The sequence below is a fragment of the Enterobacter cancerogenus genome, assembly GCF_019047785.1.
Lineage (GTDB): Bacteria > Pseudomonadota > Gammaproteobacteria > Enterobacterales > Enterobacteriaceae > Enterobacter > Enterobacter cancerogenus.
Map to the genome: position 1 here is coordinate 3,884,456 of NZ_CP077290.1, position 17,263 is coordinate 3,901,718.

A 17,263-nucleotide genomic window follows, 5' to 3' on the forward strand; every position below is an offset into this window, starting at 1 on the left:
CGTGCCTCACGTTGCCGTCCAGCCGCCGTCAACCATCAGGGCGCTGCCGGTGATCATCGCGGCGGCCTCGGAGGCGAGGAACACCACCGGCCCCATAATGTCTTCCAGTCGGCCTAACCGGCGCAGCTTGATGTTCTCCAGCACGTAGCGGCGAAATGCCGGATCTTCCAGCGCCGATCGCGACAGATCGGTTTCAATGAAAGTCGGGCACAGCGTATTGACCCGGATCCCGGCCTCGCCCAGCTCCAGCGCCATCGTGCGGGTTAACCCTTCAAGCGCAAACTTAGAGGCGCAGTAAACGCTCCGCTCGGGGCCGCCCACGTGCCCCATTTGCGATGAGATATGGATGATTGATCCGGCGCGACCACCCGCCCGCATACGCCGCGCCACGCGCTGGCTGACGAAAAAAGTGGCGCGGAGGTTAAGCGACATCACCGCATCGAAGTCGTCTTCGTTGACCTCAAGAAACGGCTGGTGGCGGGCCAGCCCGGCGCTGTTCACCAGAATGTCGATCTCCGGCAGGGTCGCCAGCACGCGGTCCACCTCCCGGGCGTCGGTGATATCCAGCGTTACCGTCTGAAGAGTGAGCCGATGCCCGGCGGCGAGATCGGCCGCCTGGTCCAGCGCCTCGCGGTTGCGGGCGGCAATCCACACCTCTGCGCCCGCCTGCGCGAGGGCGACGGCAGCGGCGAAGCCAATCCCTCGCGAGCCACCTGTCACCAGCGCGCGTTTGCCGTGCAGAGCGAAAGAGGGCGTTTGTACAAGCGTCATGGATTACACCTTTTCCCTGACCGGGGCCGGCATCGCGTAGGGCACGTCTGTCTGGCCATAGCGACGCACGCGAATATTGGCCTGCTCGGCGTGTCCGGCAAATCCTTCAAGCAGCGACAGGCGGGAGCAATAGCTGCCGATTTCGGCCGTGGCTTCGTCGCTGAGGACCTTCTGGAAGGTGCAGGTTTTCATGAACTTGCCGACCCACAGCCCGCCGGTATAGCGCGCGGCTTTTTGCGTTGGCAGCGTGTGGTTGGTGCCGATCACCTTATCGCCGTAGGCGACGTTAGTGCGCGGGCCGAGGAACAGTGCGCCGTAGTTGGTCAGCCTGGCGAGGAACCAGTCGTCCCGGTCGGTCATCACCTGAACATGCTCGGAGGCGATGCGATCGGCCTCGGCCAGCATCTCTTCGTAGCTGTCACAGACGATGATTTCGCCATAATCCTGCCACGACTGGCGGGCGATATCGGCAGTGGGAAGTTTTTCCAGCAGCCGCTCCACTTCCTGCTGCGTCTCTTTAGCAAGCGTCAGGGAGTTGGTCAGCAGAATGGCAGGGGTGGTGACGCCGTGTTCGGCCTGCCCGAGCAGGTCCGTGGCGCATATTTCTGCGTCTACGGTGTCATCGGCGATGACCAGCGTTTCCGTCGGTCCGGCAAACAGATCGATACCCACCCGGCCAAAGAGCTGGCGCTTGGCCTCCGCAACAAAGGCGTTGCCGGGGCCGACCAGCATATCTACCGGTGCCAGCGAGTCGGTGCCCAATGCCATTGCGCCAATCGCCTGAATGCCGCCCAGGGCATAGATTTCCGTTGCGCCCGCCATCTTTTGTGCCGCGACAATCGCCGGAGCGGGTTCGCCGTTAAACGGCGGGGCACAGCTGATGATCCGCGAGCAGCCCGCCACGCTGGCGGTAATGATGGACATATGGGCAGAGGCCAGCAGTGGATATTTCCCGCCGGGGACATAACACCCCACGGCATTGATCGGAATATTTTTATGGCCGAGGATCACGCCGGGGCGCGTTTCAATTTCGAGATCCCGCAGGCACTCTTTCTGCGCGCGGGCAAAATTCGCCACCTGCTGTTGGGCAAATTCAATATCCTGAATATCCTGGCGGCTTAACTGTTTTATACAGCGGTCGATCTCCGCTGGCGTCAGGCGATAATCCTGACGGTCATAGCGATCGAATTTAATCGATAATTCACGAATGGCTTTATTTCCCCGCTTCTCAATATCCGCCAGGATATGTTCAACTTTTTCTCTGACCTGCTGATTCGCCTGCTGGCGCTCTTCGGTACTTTTACCGCTTTTTAATTTCCAGGACACACGCTTCTCCTTACCTTTTTAAGATGTCAGTTGCCCTCCCGGCGAACCGGGATAAATGAATTACTGCAGAATGTGTTATTGATCCGGCGCGGCGGCGTAAGCCCCGTTTTTTAATAAGCGGGACGCGTGTTGCGCCTTACGGGCATAAACCCAGCGTGCGGACAGCGGCGTGGCAATCGCAGCGACGACCGAGAGCGCGGCAATTAACAGGTAACCGGACGAGATATTAATATGTTGCATCATCACGCCCATCATCACCGGCCCGACAAACATGCCGCAGGAATAGATCGTCTGGAATAATCCCATGCGGGTGGATTGTTCATCGGCGGTGGTATTCACCACGCTGAGCGACATAAATGCCGCAAACGCCATGCCGAAGGAAAAACCTGCCAGCGCCTGGAGCGAATAAATGACATATAAATTGCTGGTAAAAGGAATGCCAAGCGTCGAGATCACCTGTAACACGATGCCGAGCACGGCGGTTTTTACCAGCCCAAGGCGCTGATAAAACACCGAGCTGCACAGGGCGATGGCCAGCCCGTAAAAAAGAAGATGGATATTACCGAGCAGGGCGAGGATCCCTGCCCGGGCGCCCAGTTGTTCGGCGTAGACCGGCGTCAGGGTGTCGCGAGTGGCAAAGGGAACCAGAATCACGATGGTCGCCAGGATGCCAATCAACCAGACGGAACGGTCGGCCAGCTGCTGTCGCGCCCCGGTGATGCAGGCTTTCAGCGTGGGAGCCTGCACCGGATCATGAACGTCCTGAATGCGGGTCGTCAGGATCAGCGCCACCAGGGCCGAGATGCAGGAGACGAAAAAGGCGATGTTGTTGGCGAAGTAGTGGATCAGCACGGCGCCAATACAGTTGCCGAGGAACACGCCGATCGGCCCGGCCAGCGCCAGCAGCGCCACGGCCGCCGGGGCTTCGTTACGGTCGAAATAGCGAATGAACAAGATGTTATACAGCACCCACGTGGCCGCCGTGACGCCGTCAGCCGCTTTAGCCATATATAACGTGACGGCGTTAGGCTCGAACCAGGCGATCGGCCAGGCGATAATGGGCAGCAGTAAACCGATTTGAATAAAAATCCTGCGGCTCTTTACCACGTCGGAGATGATCCCCAACGGGAAACGGATAAGCAGCGTAGCCAGCCCGGACGCCCCCATAATGATGCCCATTATCTGTGGCTCGAAGCCCTGGTTGATCATCATTGGTGCCAGGAAGGCATCGATGCTGTGAATACAGATAAAGAACAGGACGCTGATGATGAAAAAGAGCCGGGCTTCCCGACGGCGTAACAGTGCTCGAAACATGGTTTTGAACCTCTTAAAAGTAATGGGTTACAACCAGCCAAGTACGACGTTTACCGGTTCAATCCTTTGGGCGACTCCTGTTCTCTCCGGTACCTTTGACGGTATGAAAACTCTTTGCATACGTATTCAAGATTTGAAGTTACGAAAAGGTTTCATGTTTGTAAAGTGATCTCGATCTTGTTGTGAGAATTTTATTTTTTTGTGTTGCATACGCATGCAAAGGTGGTGTAAGTATAAAAAACACCCACCTGCTGAAGCGTCCGGAACAGGTGAAAAAAGGGGCTTTTTCGCGGTCCGTGAACAGAATGAACGTGGGTAAGTCGTTGATAAGGAAAACGGGGTAATGAAACGTAAGACTTTTGCAGCAGTCACATCTCAACAGGTCGCGCAGCTGGCGGGGGTATCGCAATCCGCGGTGTCGCGAACGTTCACGCCCGGGGCCAGCATTTCACCGGCAACACGTGAAAAAGTGCTGAAAGCGGCGCGTGAGCTTGGTTATCGTCCAAACGCGATAGCCCGGTCGCTCAACACGGCCCGCTCGCGCATTATTGGGGTGGTGATCTCTTACTTCGATAACCCCTTTTACTCGCAGGTGCTGGAGGCGCTGGCACAAAAGCTGGATACGCTGAACTATCACCTGCTGCTGTTTGTCGGCGACCGGGAAGGCAATGTCGACCGCATTTTCGACCAGATTATGCAGTACCGCGTGGACGGTATCGTGCTGGCATCGGTCACGCTATCGCTGGAGTTATCCGAGGAGTGCCTCGCCGCCGGGATCCCGGTGGTGTTGTTTAACCGCAGCGAAGAGAGTGGGATGGCCTCCAGCGTCAACAGCAATAACGAGGCGGCGTCACGGCAGATAGCCGAGTTTCTGTTGGCGGGGGAGCACAAGCGTTTCGCCTACGTTGGCGGCGTGCCTGACTCCCCGGTCAATATCGCCCGTCAGCGCGGGTTTATCTCCACCCTGCAAGAGCACGGCATCACCGATGTGCAGGTGGTGAATGGCAATTACGACGTTCAGCACACCACGCAGGCAGCCTATGCTCTGTTTTCGGCACCGCCTGTGCCGGATGCGGTCTTTGTCGCCAACGATCATATGGCCGTGACGGTGATGGATGTGGCACGCTATGCGTTTGGTTTGCGCATTCCCGAGGAGGTGTCCGTTGTCGGGTACGACGACATCGGTCCCTCAGGCTGGCCCTCCTATGCCTTAACCTCTGCATCACAGCCGGTGGGCGAAATGGTGGACGCCACGGTCGAGTTATTAATGAAGCAAATTGAAAGCGAAACCATAGAGCCTGAGCAGATTACGGTGCCCGGTACGCTGGTTATTCGCCACTCAGCCCGCCGCCCGCGCAGTGGCGTTATCGAAAAAGATGGCTTATCGCTATTCCAGACTAAGGAGCTCAAATGACCAGATTGCGGGGCTTCAGCCCACAGTTCGACTCCATCCAGCAGTTTATTTTGACGCTGACACACGTGGTATGGGAGCAGAAAGACATAGGCCAGCTGGCGGATTTTTACGCCACGCCAGTGGTATTTACCACCCCGGAAAAACAGCTGCATGAGCTGTCACAGTTTATGCGCCTCACCCTTGAGGCGATGCACAGTTTTCCGCAGCGCACCGTGCTGACCGAGGACATCCTCTGTAGCCAGAATCCGGGTGACGAGTACTATGCCGCTCAGCGCACCGTCGCGCGGATCCAGCATCAGGGGGAGGGCTTTTTTGGTCCGCCAACCGGCAAAAATGTCTGGGTACGTACGTGGGCCGATCGCATTTGCGTCGACGGAGCCGTGCGTCAGGAGTGGCTGCTGCAGGATCGCGCCGCTATCGTGTCGCAACTGGGGCTGGATATCCGCGAGTTTGCTTTTAACCTGGCGACCATGCGTCAGCAGCTTGGGCTGGAGTCTGTTTCCGCCGAGACGCTGGATGCGCGCTGGGCGGGAGGCCCAGAAGGCGATGATGTGGAAGGTGTACTTGCAGGCGTGGTGGAGCGCTACCTGACGATGTGGGCGGGCGGCAACAGCGGCGTGGTACCCGGTTTATACCACCCGGCGGCAACGCTCTATGCGCCCGGCCATTGCACCTGTACCGGTGAACAGGAGATCGGCGCACAGCTTTCCGGCTACCGCGCCTCGTTTGCCGACAGCGAAACGCAACTGCACCACCTGGTTGTGCGTAAAGATCCCAACGAGCCGGTTCGCATTTCATTGCGCTGGTCGCTGCTGACCTGGCATGACGGATACGGCAAGTTTGGCGCGCCGACGCGTAAACCTGTTTCAGTCACCGGTATTACCCAGCTTGAATTACGCGATGGGTTAATTTTCCGTGAATATTTAGGTATTGATGAATTAGCGATTTGGTCGCAAATATTTAATTAACGGGGCGGCAGCCTCCTTATTTCCGCTGCCAATACTCATCATTTTTAATTCACCCTCACTTACGGGTGCGGGTTCTTATACCCTAAATAATTCGCGTAGCCAACGCATCTGCAACGCGAAGTATTACGGGTATATTTTCTGAAAATAGAGCAGGAGTTTATATGTCTTCCACTGAAGCAACAAATAAAGCACCAGCCGTACCCGAAAAAAGCAGCGTGAAAGCGCTTAAAGAAGAGTCCGTATTACAGGTCGAGCGCCGTGATTTTGTCGATCTGGTGCCGGAGAATCGCCCGCGTGCGCAGTCATTAAGAGGCTTTGACGACTGCTATACCGATATCGTCGATTATATTGTTCGCTGCACCCATAAAATATGGGATGAGCGAGACGTGGGCTTAATTTATTCCCACTATACCCATAACTGCGTGCTTTATAACGCGCTGGGGACGTTATATAACCGCGAACAGGTGGTGCAGGATACATTGCAGCGCCTGGTTGCTTTCCCGGAACGCCGCGGCATGGCAACCCAGGTTATCTGGAACGGAAATGATGTCGACGGTTTTTATACCTCGCATCTGGTCACGGGAAGCGGGCGCCATACCCAGTACAGCCATTTAGGCAAACCGACCAACCGCACATTTGTTACCCGGACCGTGGCGGATTGCATGATCCACGAGAACAAAATTTATCGCGAGTGGGTGGTCAGCGACAACATGTCGTTAATGAAACAGCTTGGCCTTAACACCGATGAAGTCGCCTTTAATATGGCCAAAGAGCAGTTTGATAAAGGCTTCCGCGTGATGGATATCGGCGAAAACGGCCGCATGCTGGGGCAATATCCGCCGGAGATCGCGTGCGATGTTTCTCTTGCGCACAGCGATACGGAAGAGCAGTGCCTGCGTTGGCTGCATGAGATCTACAACCGCCGGATGTTCGGCAAAATCAAAGAGGTGTATGCCCCGAACGTGCAGTGGCACGGCCCGTTGATGAAAGAGCTGTACGGAACGGCGGCAGTGACCCACCAGACGCTGGCGCTGGTGGGTATGATCCCTGACGGCGCGTGGCTGCCGCAGCATATCTGCTCCACCCCTTGCGACGAGGGCGGCGTGAAGGTGGCGGTTCGCTGGATTATCGAAGGGCATCACCTGGGTTACGGCGAGCTGGGTAAACCGACCGGAGAACGGCTGTTCGTGATGGGGATGTCGCACTACCACATCCTCAACGGGAAAATTGTTGATGAGTGGGTGGTTTACGATCACCTGGCGCTGCTGGCGCAAATCAAACTTGGCCAGATGGAGGATGCGTAAATGTTGAATGACGTAATCTGGATCAAGCATCCGCAGGGGCAGGATGCACAGGCCGATCGTTCGCTGACGGAGACGGTCAGCGGCATTATTGCGCGGGTAAAAGATGAAGGTGACGCGGCGCTAAGGGCCTATTCACAGCAGTTCGATAAGGTTGTGCCAGCCCAGTTCGAAGTGAGCGAGCAGGAGATTGCCGAAGCACTTGCCGGTATGGACGCCCAGACCCGTCGCGACAGTGAATTTGCCATCAGTCAGGTGCGCCGTTTTGCCCAGGCGCAGCTGGCGACCATGCAGCCGCTGGAGGTCGAGACCCTGCCGGGCGTGCACCTGGGGCACCGGATCATCCCGGTGCAGACGGTGGGCTGCTACGTCCCCGGAGGACGCTATCCGATCCTCTCCGCGCCGGTGATGTCGATTGTTCCGGCGACGGTGGCGGGCTGCGAACAGATCATTGCCTGTCTGCCGCCGGGCGCGCATCCGGCGATGATCGCGGTGTGCCATCTGGCGGGCGCGCATCGCATCTTCAAAGTTGGCGGCGCGCAGGCGATTGCGGCCATGGCCTGGGGAACGGACAGCATACCGTCGGTGGATAAAATCGTGGGGCCAGGCAACGCCTTTGTTAACGAGGCGAAACGTCAGGTGTTTGGCAAAGTCGGCATTGATGCCCTCGCCGGGCCGAGCGAGATTTTCACCATAGCGGACGACAGCGCCGACCCGCGTATTCTGGCCGCTGATATGCTGGCCCAGGCAGAGCATGACGTACATACCCGCGTCGGGCTGGCGACGACCAGCCGGGAGATTGCCGAGCGTACGCTGGCTGAGGTTGAGCGCCAGTTGGCCAGCCTGCCCACGGCGGCAACGGCAGGCGAGGCGTGGCGTCGACAGGGCGAGATTGTACTTTGCGAAGACGAAGCGCAACTTATCGCTTTTGCTGACCATATGGCGACGGAACATCTGCAGGTGCATACCCGCGATCCGCACGCCACGGCGGCGAAGATCCGCAACTACGGCTCGCTGTTTATTGGGCAGAACGCCAGCGTGGTGTTCTCCGATAAATGCTGCGGGACCAACCACACGTTGCCAACCATGGCGGCGGCGCGCTATACCGGCGGCTTGTGGGTGGGGGCGTATGTCAAAATCTGCACCCATCAGTGGATTGATGAGCAGGGCATCCCGGCAATTGCGGAACCGGCGATCCGCCAGAGCCGTACTGAAGGGATGCAGGGGCATCGACGGGCGGCGGAGATCCGATTGCGTGCGCAGGACATCGATGCGATCACCTCAGGCATGCGGGACTAAATCAAAGACAGCGCCGGGCGACATGCGCCCGGCTTTTAGCACAGGAATTCTCACGCATGACCATGATGCGCCTGATACCACCGGAGGATTGCCCGGATGAAATCGCCCGTCGGCTTAACGCGATAAAACAGCAGCCTGGGCTAAACGCCATCCTCGGCGTTAACCCCGACGCCATGCTACTGGCGAAACGGTGCCAGCAGCAGCGTCAACGCGGAGAGCATATCGGGCCTTTGCACGGGGTGCCGTTGATTATCAAGGATAATATTGCCTGCGCGCCGCTGCCCATTACCCTTGGCTGCCGGGCGCTGGCCTCGCTCAGGGCGTCCTCAGACGCGCGGGTGATACAGCGTTTGCGCCGGGCCGGCGCCATTATTCTCGCCAGGGCCAATATGTCCGAGTTTGCATTTGACGTGCGGTCCCGAAGCTCGCTGGGCGGTGATGTGGCAAACCCGCTTCTCCCGTCGGTGACCGCCGGCGGTTCCAGCGGAGGATGCGCCGCCGCGGTGGCCGCTGGCATGGCCGATGGTGCGCTGGGAACTGACACCGGCGGCTCTATTCGTATTCCCTGTAGCTATACCGGGCTGGTAGGGCTGCGCCCAGCCTATCGCCGCGCGCAGCTGGACGGTGTGGCGCCGCTCTCTCCCAGTAAAGATACCGTTGGGCCCATGGTTCACAGCGTGGAAGATGCGGCCATGTTGCACGCCATCATCCACGGTCTGCCGCCGATTCCGCTGCCGCCACGTTCGCTGAAAGGTGTGCGCTTCGGCGTGATAACCGCGTTGCAGGGAAGCGATGACGTGCAGCTGGCGGTCTGGAACCTGGCGCTGCATGCGTTGAGTCGGGCAGGGGCGACGCTGGTTGAGATAGCATTACCTTTTATGGATGAAGTCAGACAGGCGACCTGCCTGAGCCTGTCTGAATTTCGCGTGGCGATCGATCACTGGCTGACAAAACAGCCTGATGCACCTGCCGGGCTGAAGCACATTATCGACTCCGGCGCATTTTTGCCTGAGTTCGCCCCCTTTCTCAGGCAGATGCTGACGTATAACACGCTCAAAACCCCGCTCTGGCTGGCGGGGCGGCGTTTTCAGCGCCAGCTGCGCCAGAACCTGTGCCATGTAGCGGAGGAGCTGCGGCTGGATGGATTTGTGTATCCCACGGTACAGCGGTTGCCGGACAGCATGGCGAAAATGCCGCCCGGCTGCGCGCCTGAGTTGTCCGCGATAAGCGGTCTGCCTGCAATAACCTTGCCCTGTGGCGTGAGCCGCAGTGGGCTGCCAGTAGGCATGGAGATTTTATCGGTGCAGGCGGAGGAGACGGGGTTGTTGGCGCTGGCGCGGGGTTGTGAGGAGGTGTTGGGTGGGAAGTGGTGGAAGGGTTAGGGTGCACACATTTCGTAGGGCTTGTGCAGTGCAGGCTCTCAGGAGGTCTTCGGATAATTCTGATCATCACAGATCGAGAATTTTGGAAAAACGGACAACATAGTTAACACCGTTAACTATTTTATGTATCATACGCCTTCACATCATTGAAGGTCCCGGACTATGGAACAGTCAGAAATTCGTTCTTTCCGCGCAACATTGCGTGAAATGGTCAGAGAACTGGGTATGCTCAGCCGTAAAGCAAGTGGAACCGAGTTATCCCCTCTCCAGAGTCATATATTGATTGAACTCAGCAATCGTCCTGAGGGGTGTACCGAACTCGCCTCGAAGCTTTGCGTTGAGAAAGCAAGTATGAGCCGCACACTAAAGAATCTTAGTGATGAGGGATACCTGCTTAAAGAAAATGACGCCCAGGATGGCAGAGCCTCTCTGTACAGATTAAGCGACTCCGGAAAGCAACTCCTGTCTAAGCTTGAAGAAAACGCCGACAGATTTGTTGTGGACGCTCTCGCATCATCATCTGAGGAAGAAATTCAGGTTTTACGTAAATCCTTACTGCACTTTTCAGGTAGTTTGCGTAATGCACGTCGCCAGCGTGAATCAAATATCGTTATCAGGCGTCTGGAGCCACAAGATAACGCCGCAATCGCAGAAATTATCCGTAATAGCTTTCGTGAGAATAAAATCGATCATCTTGAAGGCGTAAGTCTCCATGATCCAGAACTCGATTCCTTAAGTGAAGCCTATAAGCATCCCGGTTCCGGATATTGGGTTGCTGAAGCAAATGGAATGATTGTTGGGGGAGCGGGACTCTCGTCACTGGACGGAGAAACTGGCATTTGCGAAATGCAGAAGTTATTTTTCAAAAGCGAAGTACAAGGGATGGGGCTGGGCAGACGAATGATCGCTTTTATTCTTTCTCAGGCTTCAGTCATGGGATACCACGCCTGTTATCTTGAAACACTTAAAGAGCTGAAGCATGCCGTGCATCTCTACGAAGCTTTTGGATTCAAGCATATTGCACGACTTGGCAATACCGGCCATGACAGCTGTGACATATACATGTTGAAAAAAATGTAGCAATCGTCTTCTTGTATTTCTGTTTTGTATAAACCAAAGATGAATACCATCTGGTACCAGTTTCCTTAATTTGGTACCAGTACGTGTAGTGACGCCTTAAGGGTATGAACAACATATAACTACAGTCAGATTAACTGCGTTTTACATGGCAATACCGTCGCCAGTGAAGATGAATTTTCATCTCATTTATGGAGAGCGACTATTTAAATTATGGAGCAATTATCAATATGGTGGTCAGCTGTCTACCTTCTCTTAAACGTAAACATGGACTTTATATTGTACTTTTTATGCAGCCCGGACTGGCTACCGGAAGTGAAGTCAATATAAATGAACAAACCATGAATGCCAGAGAAAGTATATATCGCGCGTTACATGAAGGGCAAAATAGCCGTGAAGAAACTCTCGCACGGACAAGAGCGGGTGCAGGCGCAAAACTCGCACAGGTGTTAGGGCAGGACGCTTCCGCCCAACGCATCAGCGCCGTAGGGGGAAGCATGGCCTCCGGACTCTTCAGCTCAGCCGTACAGCAAAGTCTTTCTTCTTTTGGTACAGCAAGAGTAAAGCTGAATTTAAGCAGCGCACATCTTGAAGGCAGTGAATTTGATTTTTTACTGCCCCTTTATGAAAACCGCAGCCATCTGTTTTTTTCCCAGACGGGAATAAGACGGATTGACGACAGGACCATGGCGAATCTCGGTATGGGTTATCGATTCTGGCCTTCTGACACCGCCATGTTCGGTGCCAATATGTTTTACGATTACGACGTCAGTCGCCAGCATAAGCGCCTTGGCACAGGTCTTGAGTATGCGCGCGATTTCTTTCGTGTTTCTGCGAATGGCTATTACCGGCTCAGCGACTGGAAACGCTCGCGCGATCTCACGGACTATCACGAACGCGTCGCTAATGGCTTTGATATTCGGACAGAGGCCTGGCTTCCTCGTTTGCCGCAGTTGGGCGGAAAAATCACCTGGGCGCGATATTATGGCGATCGGGTCGGCATTTTTGGTCCGGATGATCTTCAGAAAGATCCTCAGGTACTGACCCTCGGTCTGAATTACACACCTGTACCCCTGGCGGGCATTTCACTGCAAAAAACGGTTAATACGCGTGGCGGGGGAGACGAATTTTCCGTAGGGCTGAACTTCTCCTGGCAGTTTGGCTTGCCGCTCAAAACGCAGCTTGACCCGGACCGCGTTCGTTTTAACCGCACGCTGGCGGGCTCCCGCTATGACCTGGTGGACAGAAACAACGTTATTGTTCTGGAATATAAAAAGGATCGCCTGTTTAACGTGGCTCCGCATCACAAGGTTTCGGGCGTTGAAAGCAGCCAGCTCGCGCTAAACCTGGACATTTCTTCGCGCTATGCCGTGACCGGGATTGGCTGGCAGGGCGAGGCGTTCTTCGCCGCCGGTGGTGATATTACCTATGTAAACGGCGCCTACGTTATGGCTCTGCCCGAATGGCAAACAACCGGAAGTAATCATTACCAGCTGGAAGGACGCGCCATTGATGAAAAAGGCAATCTTTCAGCGCCGTTCCGCGTCGAGGTGGATGTTCTGCCGATGGATGTCAAAATCTCGCTTGCGGGCGATCTGAAGGGCGAAGAGGGACAAACGCTGGCGATCGGCCTCAATGTTCGCACTACCAGCGCCATTGGCAAAGTTGACTGGAAGGCGCCTGAATTTCTTGCTGCCGGGGGCAAATTTATCCAGACGCGTGCTGCAAAAGCAGACAGCCTGAGCCTGAACTATAGCGCCGTTCTGCCTCCTTATAAGGCTGGCGGTGAAAACAGTTATCCCATTGAAGTGACGGTGAGTGACAGCGAGGGGAACATGTCTAACACCGCTTCAGCCCGAATCGTGGTTGAGCCTCGCTCTATTGTGCTCACCGTTCCGCCAGAGGTAGCGGGTAATGAGGGGGAGCGTATTGCGCTGCCGCTGACGATTGATGCAAGAACTCCCGTGACCCGGCTCGACTGGGAGGCGCCCGAGTTTATTGCCCGTGGGGGTAAAGTCAGCGTGGAAAAAGAAAAAGTCTGGCTGGAACTGCCTGCGTGGTCGGACGTGGGCTCCAACCAGTATGCCATTACCCTTACCGCAGGTGACGATCAGAATCACCGTTCCGCGCCGGTAACCGCCACTGTTTCAGTGGCTTCAGCGACCGTTAACCTTGTTCTTGATGAAAATATGACGGGTAAATCAGGTGAGGAACTTGTCGTTACGCCGCAGGCCAGCGCCCAGTCCGGCATCGATCGCATCGAGTGGCAGGGTGAGGCATTTTTCAGCGCTGGCGGGAAAATCACGCAGGACGGCACGAATGCCTGGCGGTTCACCCTGCCTTTATGGAAAAAAGAGGGGACCAACCGCTATTCTGTGCGCGCTGTCGCATGGGATAAGTCTGGCCGTTCATCGACACCGGTCACCCTGACGCTAGAGGTGCAGCCTGTCAACATTGCCGTTTCGGCGCCCGGCACGCTGACAGGAACCGAGCAGGAGACGGTGGATGCCACCCTGAACGTGGTGTCAGAAGGAACTACCGTAAGTGACGTCCAGTTCAGCGCGGAGGATTTCCTTGCCGCAGGCGGTAAAATTACCGGCACACTGCCTGACTATCATTTTGTTATGCCCGCATGGCAGGCAACGGGAAGCAACCACTACAGCATCACGGTTACCGGAAAGGACGCGCACGGCAATATCAGTGAACCGACGAAGATAGATATCGCCGTCAGTCAGGCCCCGTTCGTCATCACCGCGGATACGGCCGTCACGGGCTTTGAGGGCAGTACAACCGAGGTGACGCCGGAGGTTCAGAGTCTGTACGGTGTGGCGAATTACAAGATTGACGCTTCCGCCTTCAAAGCCGCCGGGGGCACTATCATGGAGAAAGAGGGAAGCTTTAAGTTGACCCTGCCGGGCTTTATCGTGGGTGGGGAAAACCGATACCCAGTAACGATACGGGCCGTCGATAAGAGAGGCCGGGTATCCTCACCGCTGGATTTGAACATCGTTGTTACAACACGACTTCTGGATGCGAGCGGCCAGTGCTCTGTTGTGGGTGGGGGCGAGGGTTATGCGAACCAGATTGATAAAGAGAGTGTGAATTATCAGGAAGCGACCGATTATACGACGCTGAAGGCGCTGGTTGATGCCGGAACGCCCTATATCTATATCCCGGGCGATGTTGAAATTGAATTACCGGTCACGAAAAATGCACTCTTTATTAAAAGCGGAACGACTATTTTCAGCGACCGCGGTTCTGACGGTAGCGAGGGAGCTCGCCTCAGCATTCCCTATTTGAGCGAACAAAATAATCAGTTCCCGATTATCGTTATGGACAGCAATACGCGAATGTCTGGCATTCGCTATGAGGGGCCCTATAAAGGTACGCTGACTAAAAATACCACTATTGGTATCCAGACGGTGGAAGGCAGCCATAATGTTGAGGTGGATAATATGGAACTCTGGGGATGGCCATGGGCAGCCGTGAGTGTGAAAAAATCGACAAATGTGCGAGTACATCACAGCTATATCCATGACAATATCAAATCTGAACTCGGTTATGGCGTTGTTGTTCAAAACGGTAATGCCACGGCGGAAGTTGCATGCAATCTTTTTAACAGCAACAGACATTCGATTGCCGGCAGCGGCAAGGCTGGAGAAGGATATGCGGCGCATCACAATTTGGTATTAAATGGTGGCGGGCGCGGCGCTTATCATCAGTTTGACATGCATAAATATCAGTCTGAAGGGGCCGGCGCGTTTATGGAAGTCACGCAAAACTGGTTTGACTATGGCCGCTACGGTACCAGCAATCGATCCTCAATTGGCGTGCGTGGTCAGCCATCGAGGGGGCCTATTACCGTGACCGATAACTGGTTCAGTCAGCCCTGGAAAAATGGAACCCAGTATGCAGTAGCGGGAGAATATGGCACCTGGGTTCCCACTGTTGAATCTATACTGGCGACCAATAAATTCAGCGTGAAGTTTAACTATCTAGAAAAGGGTAATAACCAGTGCGTGATTGACTGGCTAAGTTACAGCCAGAGCATTAACTGTTCGGCTGTAAATTAACCGTCAGGCAGTGGCATTCTCATCAGCGCGGGTACAGGTACGTCGCGATTATGGGGGAAAAAGACACAGCGCTGAGTTAAAGATAAAAACACAGGGGAAAATCCCCTGTGTTTTTTATCCTGAATGTGGTGACAGGGGAAAACATTTTCCCTCTCAACTTGATGTGTAGTGCTACTCACAGTACATGACTATTCGTGAGGCTGTTTCAGCATGCTGTAATTTCCTGCGCCTCACTCAGGCTTCTGAAGCGATAAAAATACAGTGTCTCTGCCCGGTACGTCCGACGTAGTCTGCTTCCTTGAGTTGAGCAGATTCGATTTTCTTGATCGATAGAAATATGTCTTGCCATTGCTGGGTTTTCATCGATTATGGCATCTCAACAACAATAATGCTTAAAGAGGAACCTAACAGGTTCGGATTTAATGAGTTGGCATCAGACTTCGCGGGACAAAATGCAGGCACAAAAAAGCCCGCAGGGCTTGTGCCATGCGGGCTCTTAGGACTTCATCGGATGACTCTGATAATCACCGATGGAGAATTTTGGGCTGGCGGGAGTTGAACCCGTGTCCGAATAATGATTAACCTATTGAATATTAATGATTTCTGTTTTTTGGAAGGCCTTAAGTGCATTTTAAGTGCATATCGTGGTCCCTCTAACGTCCTGATTCCGTCCAACATTTTGAAATATTCACCACGCTACTGAGCTGCAGAAATGGCGGTTTTTCCGTCGTATTCAGCCAGATATCTACCGTAATTGCGGAACAGCATTTCCGGCCCTTTATGCCCCATCTGCCCGGCAAGCCAGAAAAGGTTTACGCCCTGGCTAATGTGTCTGGTGGCGAATGTGTGGCGGGTCTGGTACGGGTTACGGTATCGAACGCCAGCTTTTGTGAGGGTTGGCACCCATGCTTTTTTTCGTATTGCGTCGGCGTTCGCCCAGGGCTCTCCCGTTTTAGGGTCGCTGAAAATAAACTCGCTTTTCATGAAAGTGAATTGTTTCTGCGCCTGCAGCGCGGCCAGCGCCTCGCTGTTTAATTCTACTTTACGGGTACCGGCTTTTGTTTTGGTACCTTTCAGAACGCCAACAACACTCGCCGCCTGAACGTGAGCTGTTTTAGCGATATTGTCGAGATCAGGCCAGCGCAACGCACACAGCTCAGAGCTGCGTAAACCTGTATTGAATGAGAAACGGAACAGATTTTCCCATTCCGGATATCTGCAGCTCTGGTAAATAGCGCTAATTTCCGATGGTGTGAACGGATCAACTTCGTAATCGTCACTATTCGGGCTGCTGTCGATCACGTGGTACCGACTCGCGCTGACAAGGGTTACCGGGTTGATTGTCAGCAGGCCGTCTGTCACCGCTTCATCTATGGCGCTGCGCAGAAACGAGAGGTTATTTCTTATCGTTTTCAGCTTTGTTTTTCTGCTGGCGATCCAGTTTTTGAGGACCGCAGGGGTCAGTTCCGATACATGCATTTTGTGCAGCGCAGATAGCGCAGACAGGCACTTTTCATAACCGCCAATAGTGGACGGCGAAAGGTTGCGGTTCTGGCAGATTTTCAGATACTCGTCCAGGTAGGACTTAATATTTTTGGTTTTCTTCACTACCCCGAACAGCTCCAGTTTTTTGGAGGTGGGGAAGTATTTCGCATAATCAAATGTGCCGCCGGCGATCTGGTTCTGTATCTCTCCCAGCAGGCGCTCGGCATACTTCACGCCGCGCGCGTTTGCTTCCATTCTGGATAGGGGCTCCCGGCAGAGAACCCCCTTGTAGGTGAATGTGATCACCAAGGTATCGCCAGTTTTATGCTGGCGAATTGTTACTCCTCTTGGGAGAGATAATGATCCTTGTTCTTTCTTGCCCACTTTGAAACCTCCGTTAAGTCTATCCAGCGTTCTTTGACGCCATCGACTTTTAATACATGGACACCCTCTTTCCATAACCCCCTTTGTATCCGTTTGTTAACAGCTTCAACCGTTTCTCCGGCGTCCCGGCAGTAGGTTGAAAGTGGTACGCAATCAAGACTCATGACCGGCCTCCCGCCCAAATGCCTGGGCATTTTCCAGTTCATTTGCCGCATAGATAAGTGCGTTGTGGTGCGCTCTAAAACCGGCATCAAGCTCGCTGGCCGCTCTCTTGCGCAAAAAATCGATTCCAGCCTGATAGTCTTTACTGGCTGGCAGATCTCCCAGGACCATCAGCATGTTTTCCGGGTCGATAGGGATAGTGGTGAGCCCCAGCTGCTTGGCCTCCGTTGCCAGACGGGTCCAACGCTTAATAATTTCTAAAACTGGCTTATTCATGGAGCGCCTCGCTACCTCACCAAAAATTTAT

The 17,263-nt window shown here is 54.7% G+C and carries 13 protein-coding genes; 7 read left to right on the plus strand and 6 right to left on the minus strand.

Annotated elements, in window-relative coordinates:
• Positions 1–6: 6 nt before the first annotated feature.
• The 3 genes from I6L58_RS18270 to I6L58_RS18280 all read right to left on the minus strand — a co-directional run bounded on the left by I6L58_RS18270 (position 7) and on the right by I6L58_RS18280 (position 3,411).
• Positions 7–771, minus strand: coding sequence for an SDR family NAD(P)-dependent oxidoreductase (locus tag I6L58_RS18270; RefSeq protein ID WP_088209447.1), 765 nt, complete (start codon positions 769–771; stop codon positions 7–9).
• 3 nt (positions 772–774) lie between these two features.
• Positions 775–2,097 (minus strand): histidinol dehydrogenase, encoded by a 1,323-nt coding sequence (gene hisD / locus I6L58_RS18275; protein ID WP_088209446.1) that lies wholly within the window; start codon positions 2,095–2,097, stop codon positions 775–777.
• A 75-nt stretch (positions 2,098–2,172) separates the two neighbouring features.
• The gene (locus I6L58_RS18280) at positions 2,173–3,411 is read right to left on the minus strand and encodes an MFS transporter (RefSeq protein ID WP_088209445.1); all 1,239 of its coding nucleotides are present in this window, start codon (positions 3,409–3,411) and stop codon (positions 2,173–2,175) included.
• 343 nt (positions 3,412–3,754) lie between these two features.
• Here I6L58_RS18280 and I6L58_RS18285 point away from each other — a divergent pair, with 343 nt between their 5' ends.
• From I6L58_RS18285 to I6L58_RS18315, 7 genes are all read left to right on the plus strand, one after another.
• Positions 3,755–4,825, plus strand: coding sequence for a LacI family DNA-binding transcriptional regulator (locus tag I6L58_RS18285; protein ID WP_088209444.1), 1,071 nt, complete (start codon positions 3,755–3,757; stop codon positions 4,823–4,825).
• A complete protein-coding gene (locus tag I6L58_RS18290; protein WP_058608452.1) occupies positions 4,822–5,793 on the plus strand; it encodes a nuclear transport factor 2 family protein in 972 nt (323 codons plus the stop codon). Before I6L58_RS18285 ends, I6L58_RS18290 begins: the two co-directional genes overlap by 4 nt.
• 161 nt (positions 5,794–5,954) lie before the next feature.
• Entirely contained in the window at positions 5,955–7,097 is a 1,143-nt protein-coding gene (locus I6L58_RS18295) for a nuclear transport factor 2 family protein (protein ID WP_088209443.1), read from the plus strand.
• Positions 7,098–8,393, plus strand: a complete 1,296-nt coding sequence (gene hisD, locus I6L58_RS18300) for a histidinol dehydrogenase (protein WP_006178070.1) — start codon at positions 7,098–7,100, stop codon at positions 8,391–8,393.
• Between the two features lie 62 nt (positions 8,394–8,455).
• On the plus strand, positions 8,456–9,775 hold the full coding sequence (locus I6L58_RS18305; protein WP_088209464.1) for an amidase family protein: 1,320 nt from the start codon (positions 8,456–8,458) through the stop codon (positions 9,773–9,775).
• Between the two features lie 162 nt (positions 9,776–9,937).
• Positions 9,938–10,855, plus strand: a complete 918-nt coding sequence (locus I6L58_RS18310; RefSeq protein ID WP_088209442.1) for a bifunctional helix-turn-helix transcriptional regulator/GNAT family N-acetyltransferase — start codon at positions 9,938–9,940, stop codon at positions 10,853–10,855.
• Between the two features lie 188 nt (positions 10,856–11,043).
• Positions 11,044–14,925, plus strand: a complete 3,882-nt coding sequence (locus tag I6L58_RS18315) for an inverse autotransporter beta domain-containing protein (RefSeq protein WP_088209441.1) — start codon at positions 11,044–11,046, stop codon at positions 14,923–14,925.
• Between the two features lie 696 nt (positions 14,926–15,621).
• Here I6L58_RS18315 and I6L58_RS18320 read toward each other — a convergent pair.
• The 3 genes from I6L58_RS18320 to I6L58_RS18325 are packed head-to-tail and all read right to left on the minus strand — an operon-like array spanning position 15,622 to position 17,232.
• Positions 15,622–16,794, minus strand: coding sequence for a site-specific integrase (locus I6L58_RS18320; protein ID WP_088209440.1), 1,173 nt, complete (start codon positions 16,792–16,794; stop codon positions 15,622–15,624).
• Positions 16,749–16,958 carry a hypothetical protein gene (locus I6L58_RS22950; RefSeq protein WP_000050710.1) on the minus strand — a complete coding sequence of 70 codons (210 nt, stop codon included), beginning with the start codon at positions 16,956–16,958 and terminating at the stop codon, positions 16,749–16,751. Before I6L58_RS22950 ends, I6L58_RS18320 begins: the two co-directional genes overlap by 46 nt.
• Entirely contained in the window at positions 16,948–17,232 is a 285-nt protein-coding gene (locus I6L58_RS18325) for a hypothetical protein (protein ID WP_088209439.1), read from the minus strand. Before I6L58_RS18325 ends, I6L58_RS22950 begins: the two co-directional genes overlap by 11 nt.
• Positions 17,233–17,263 lie beyond the last annotated feature (31 nt).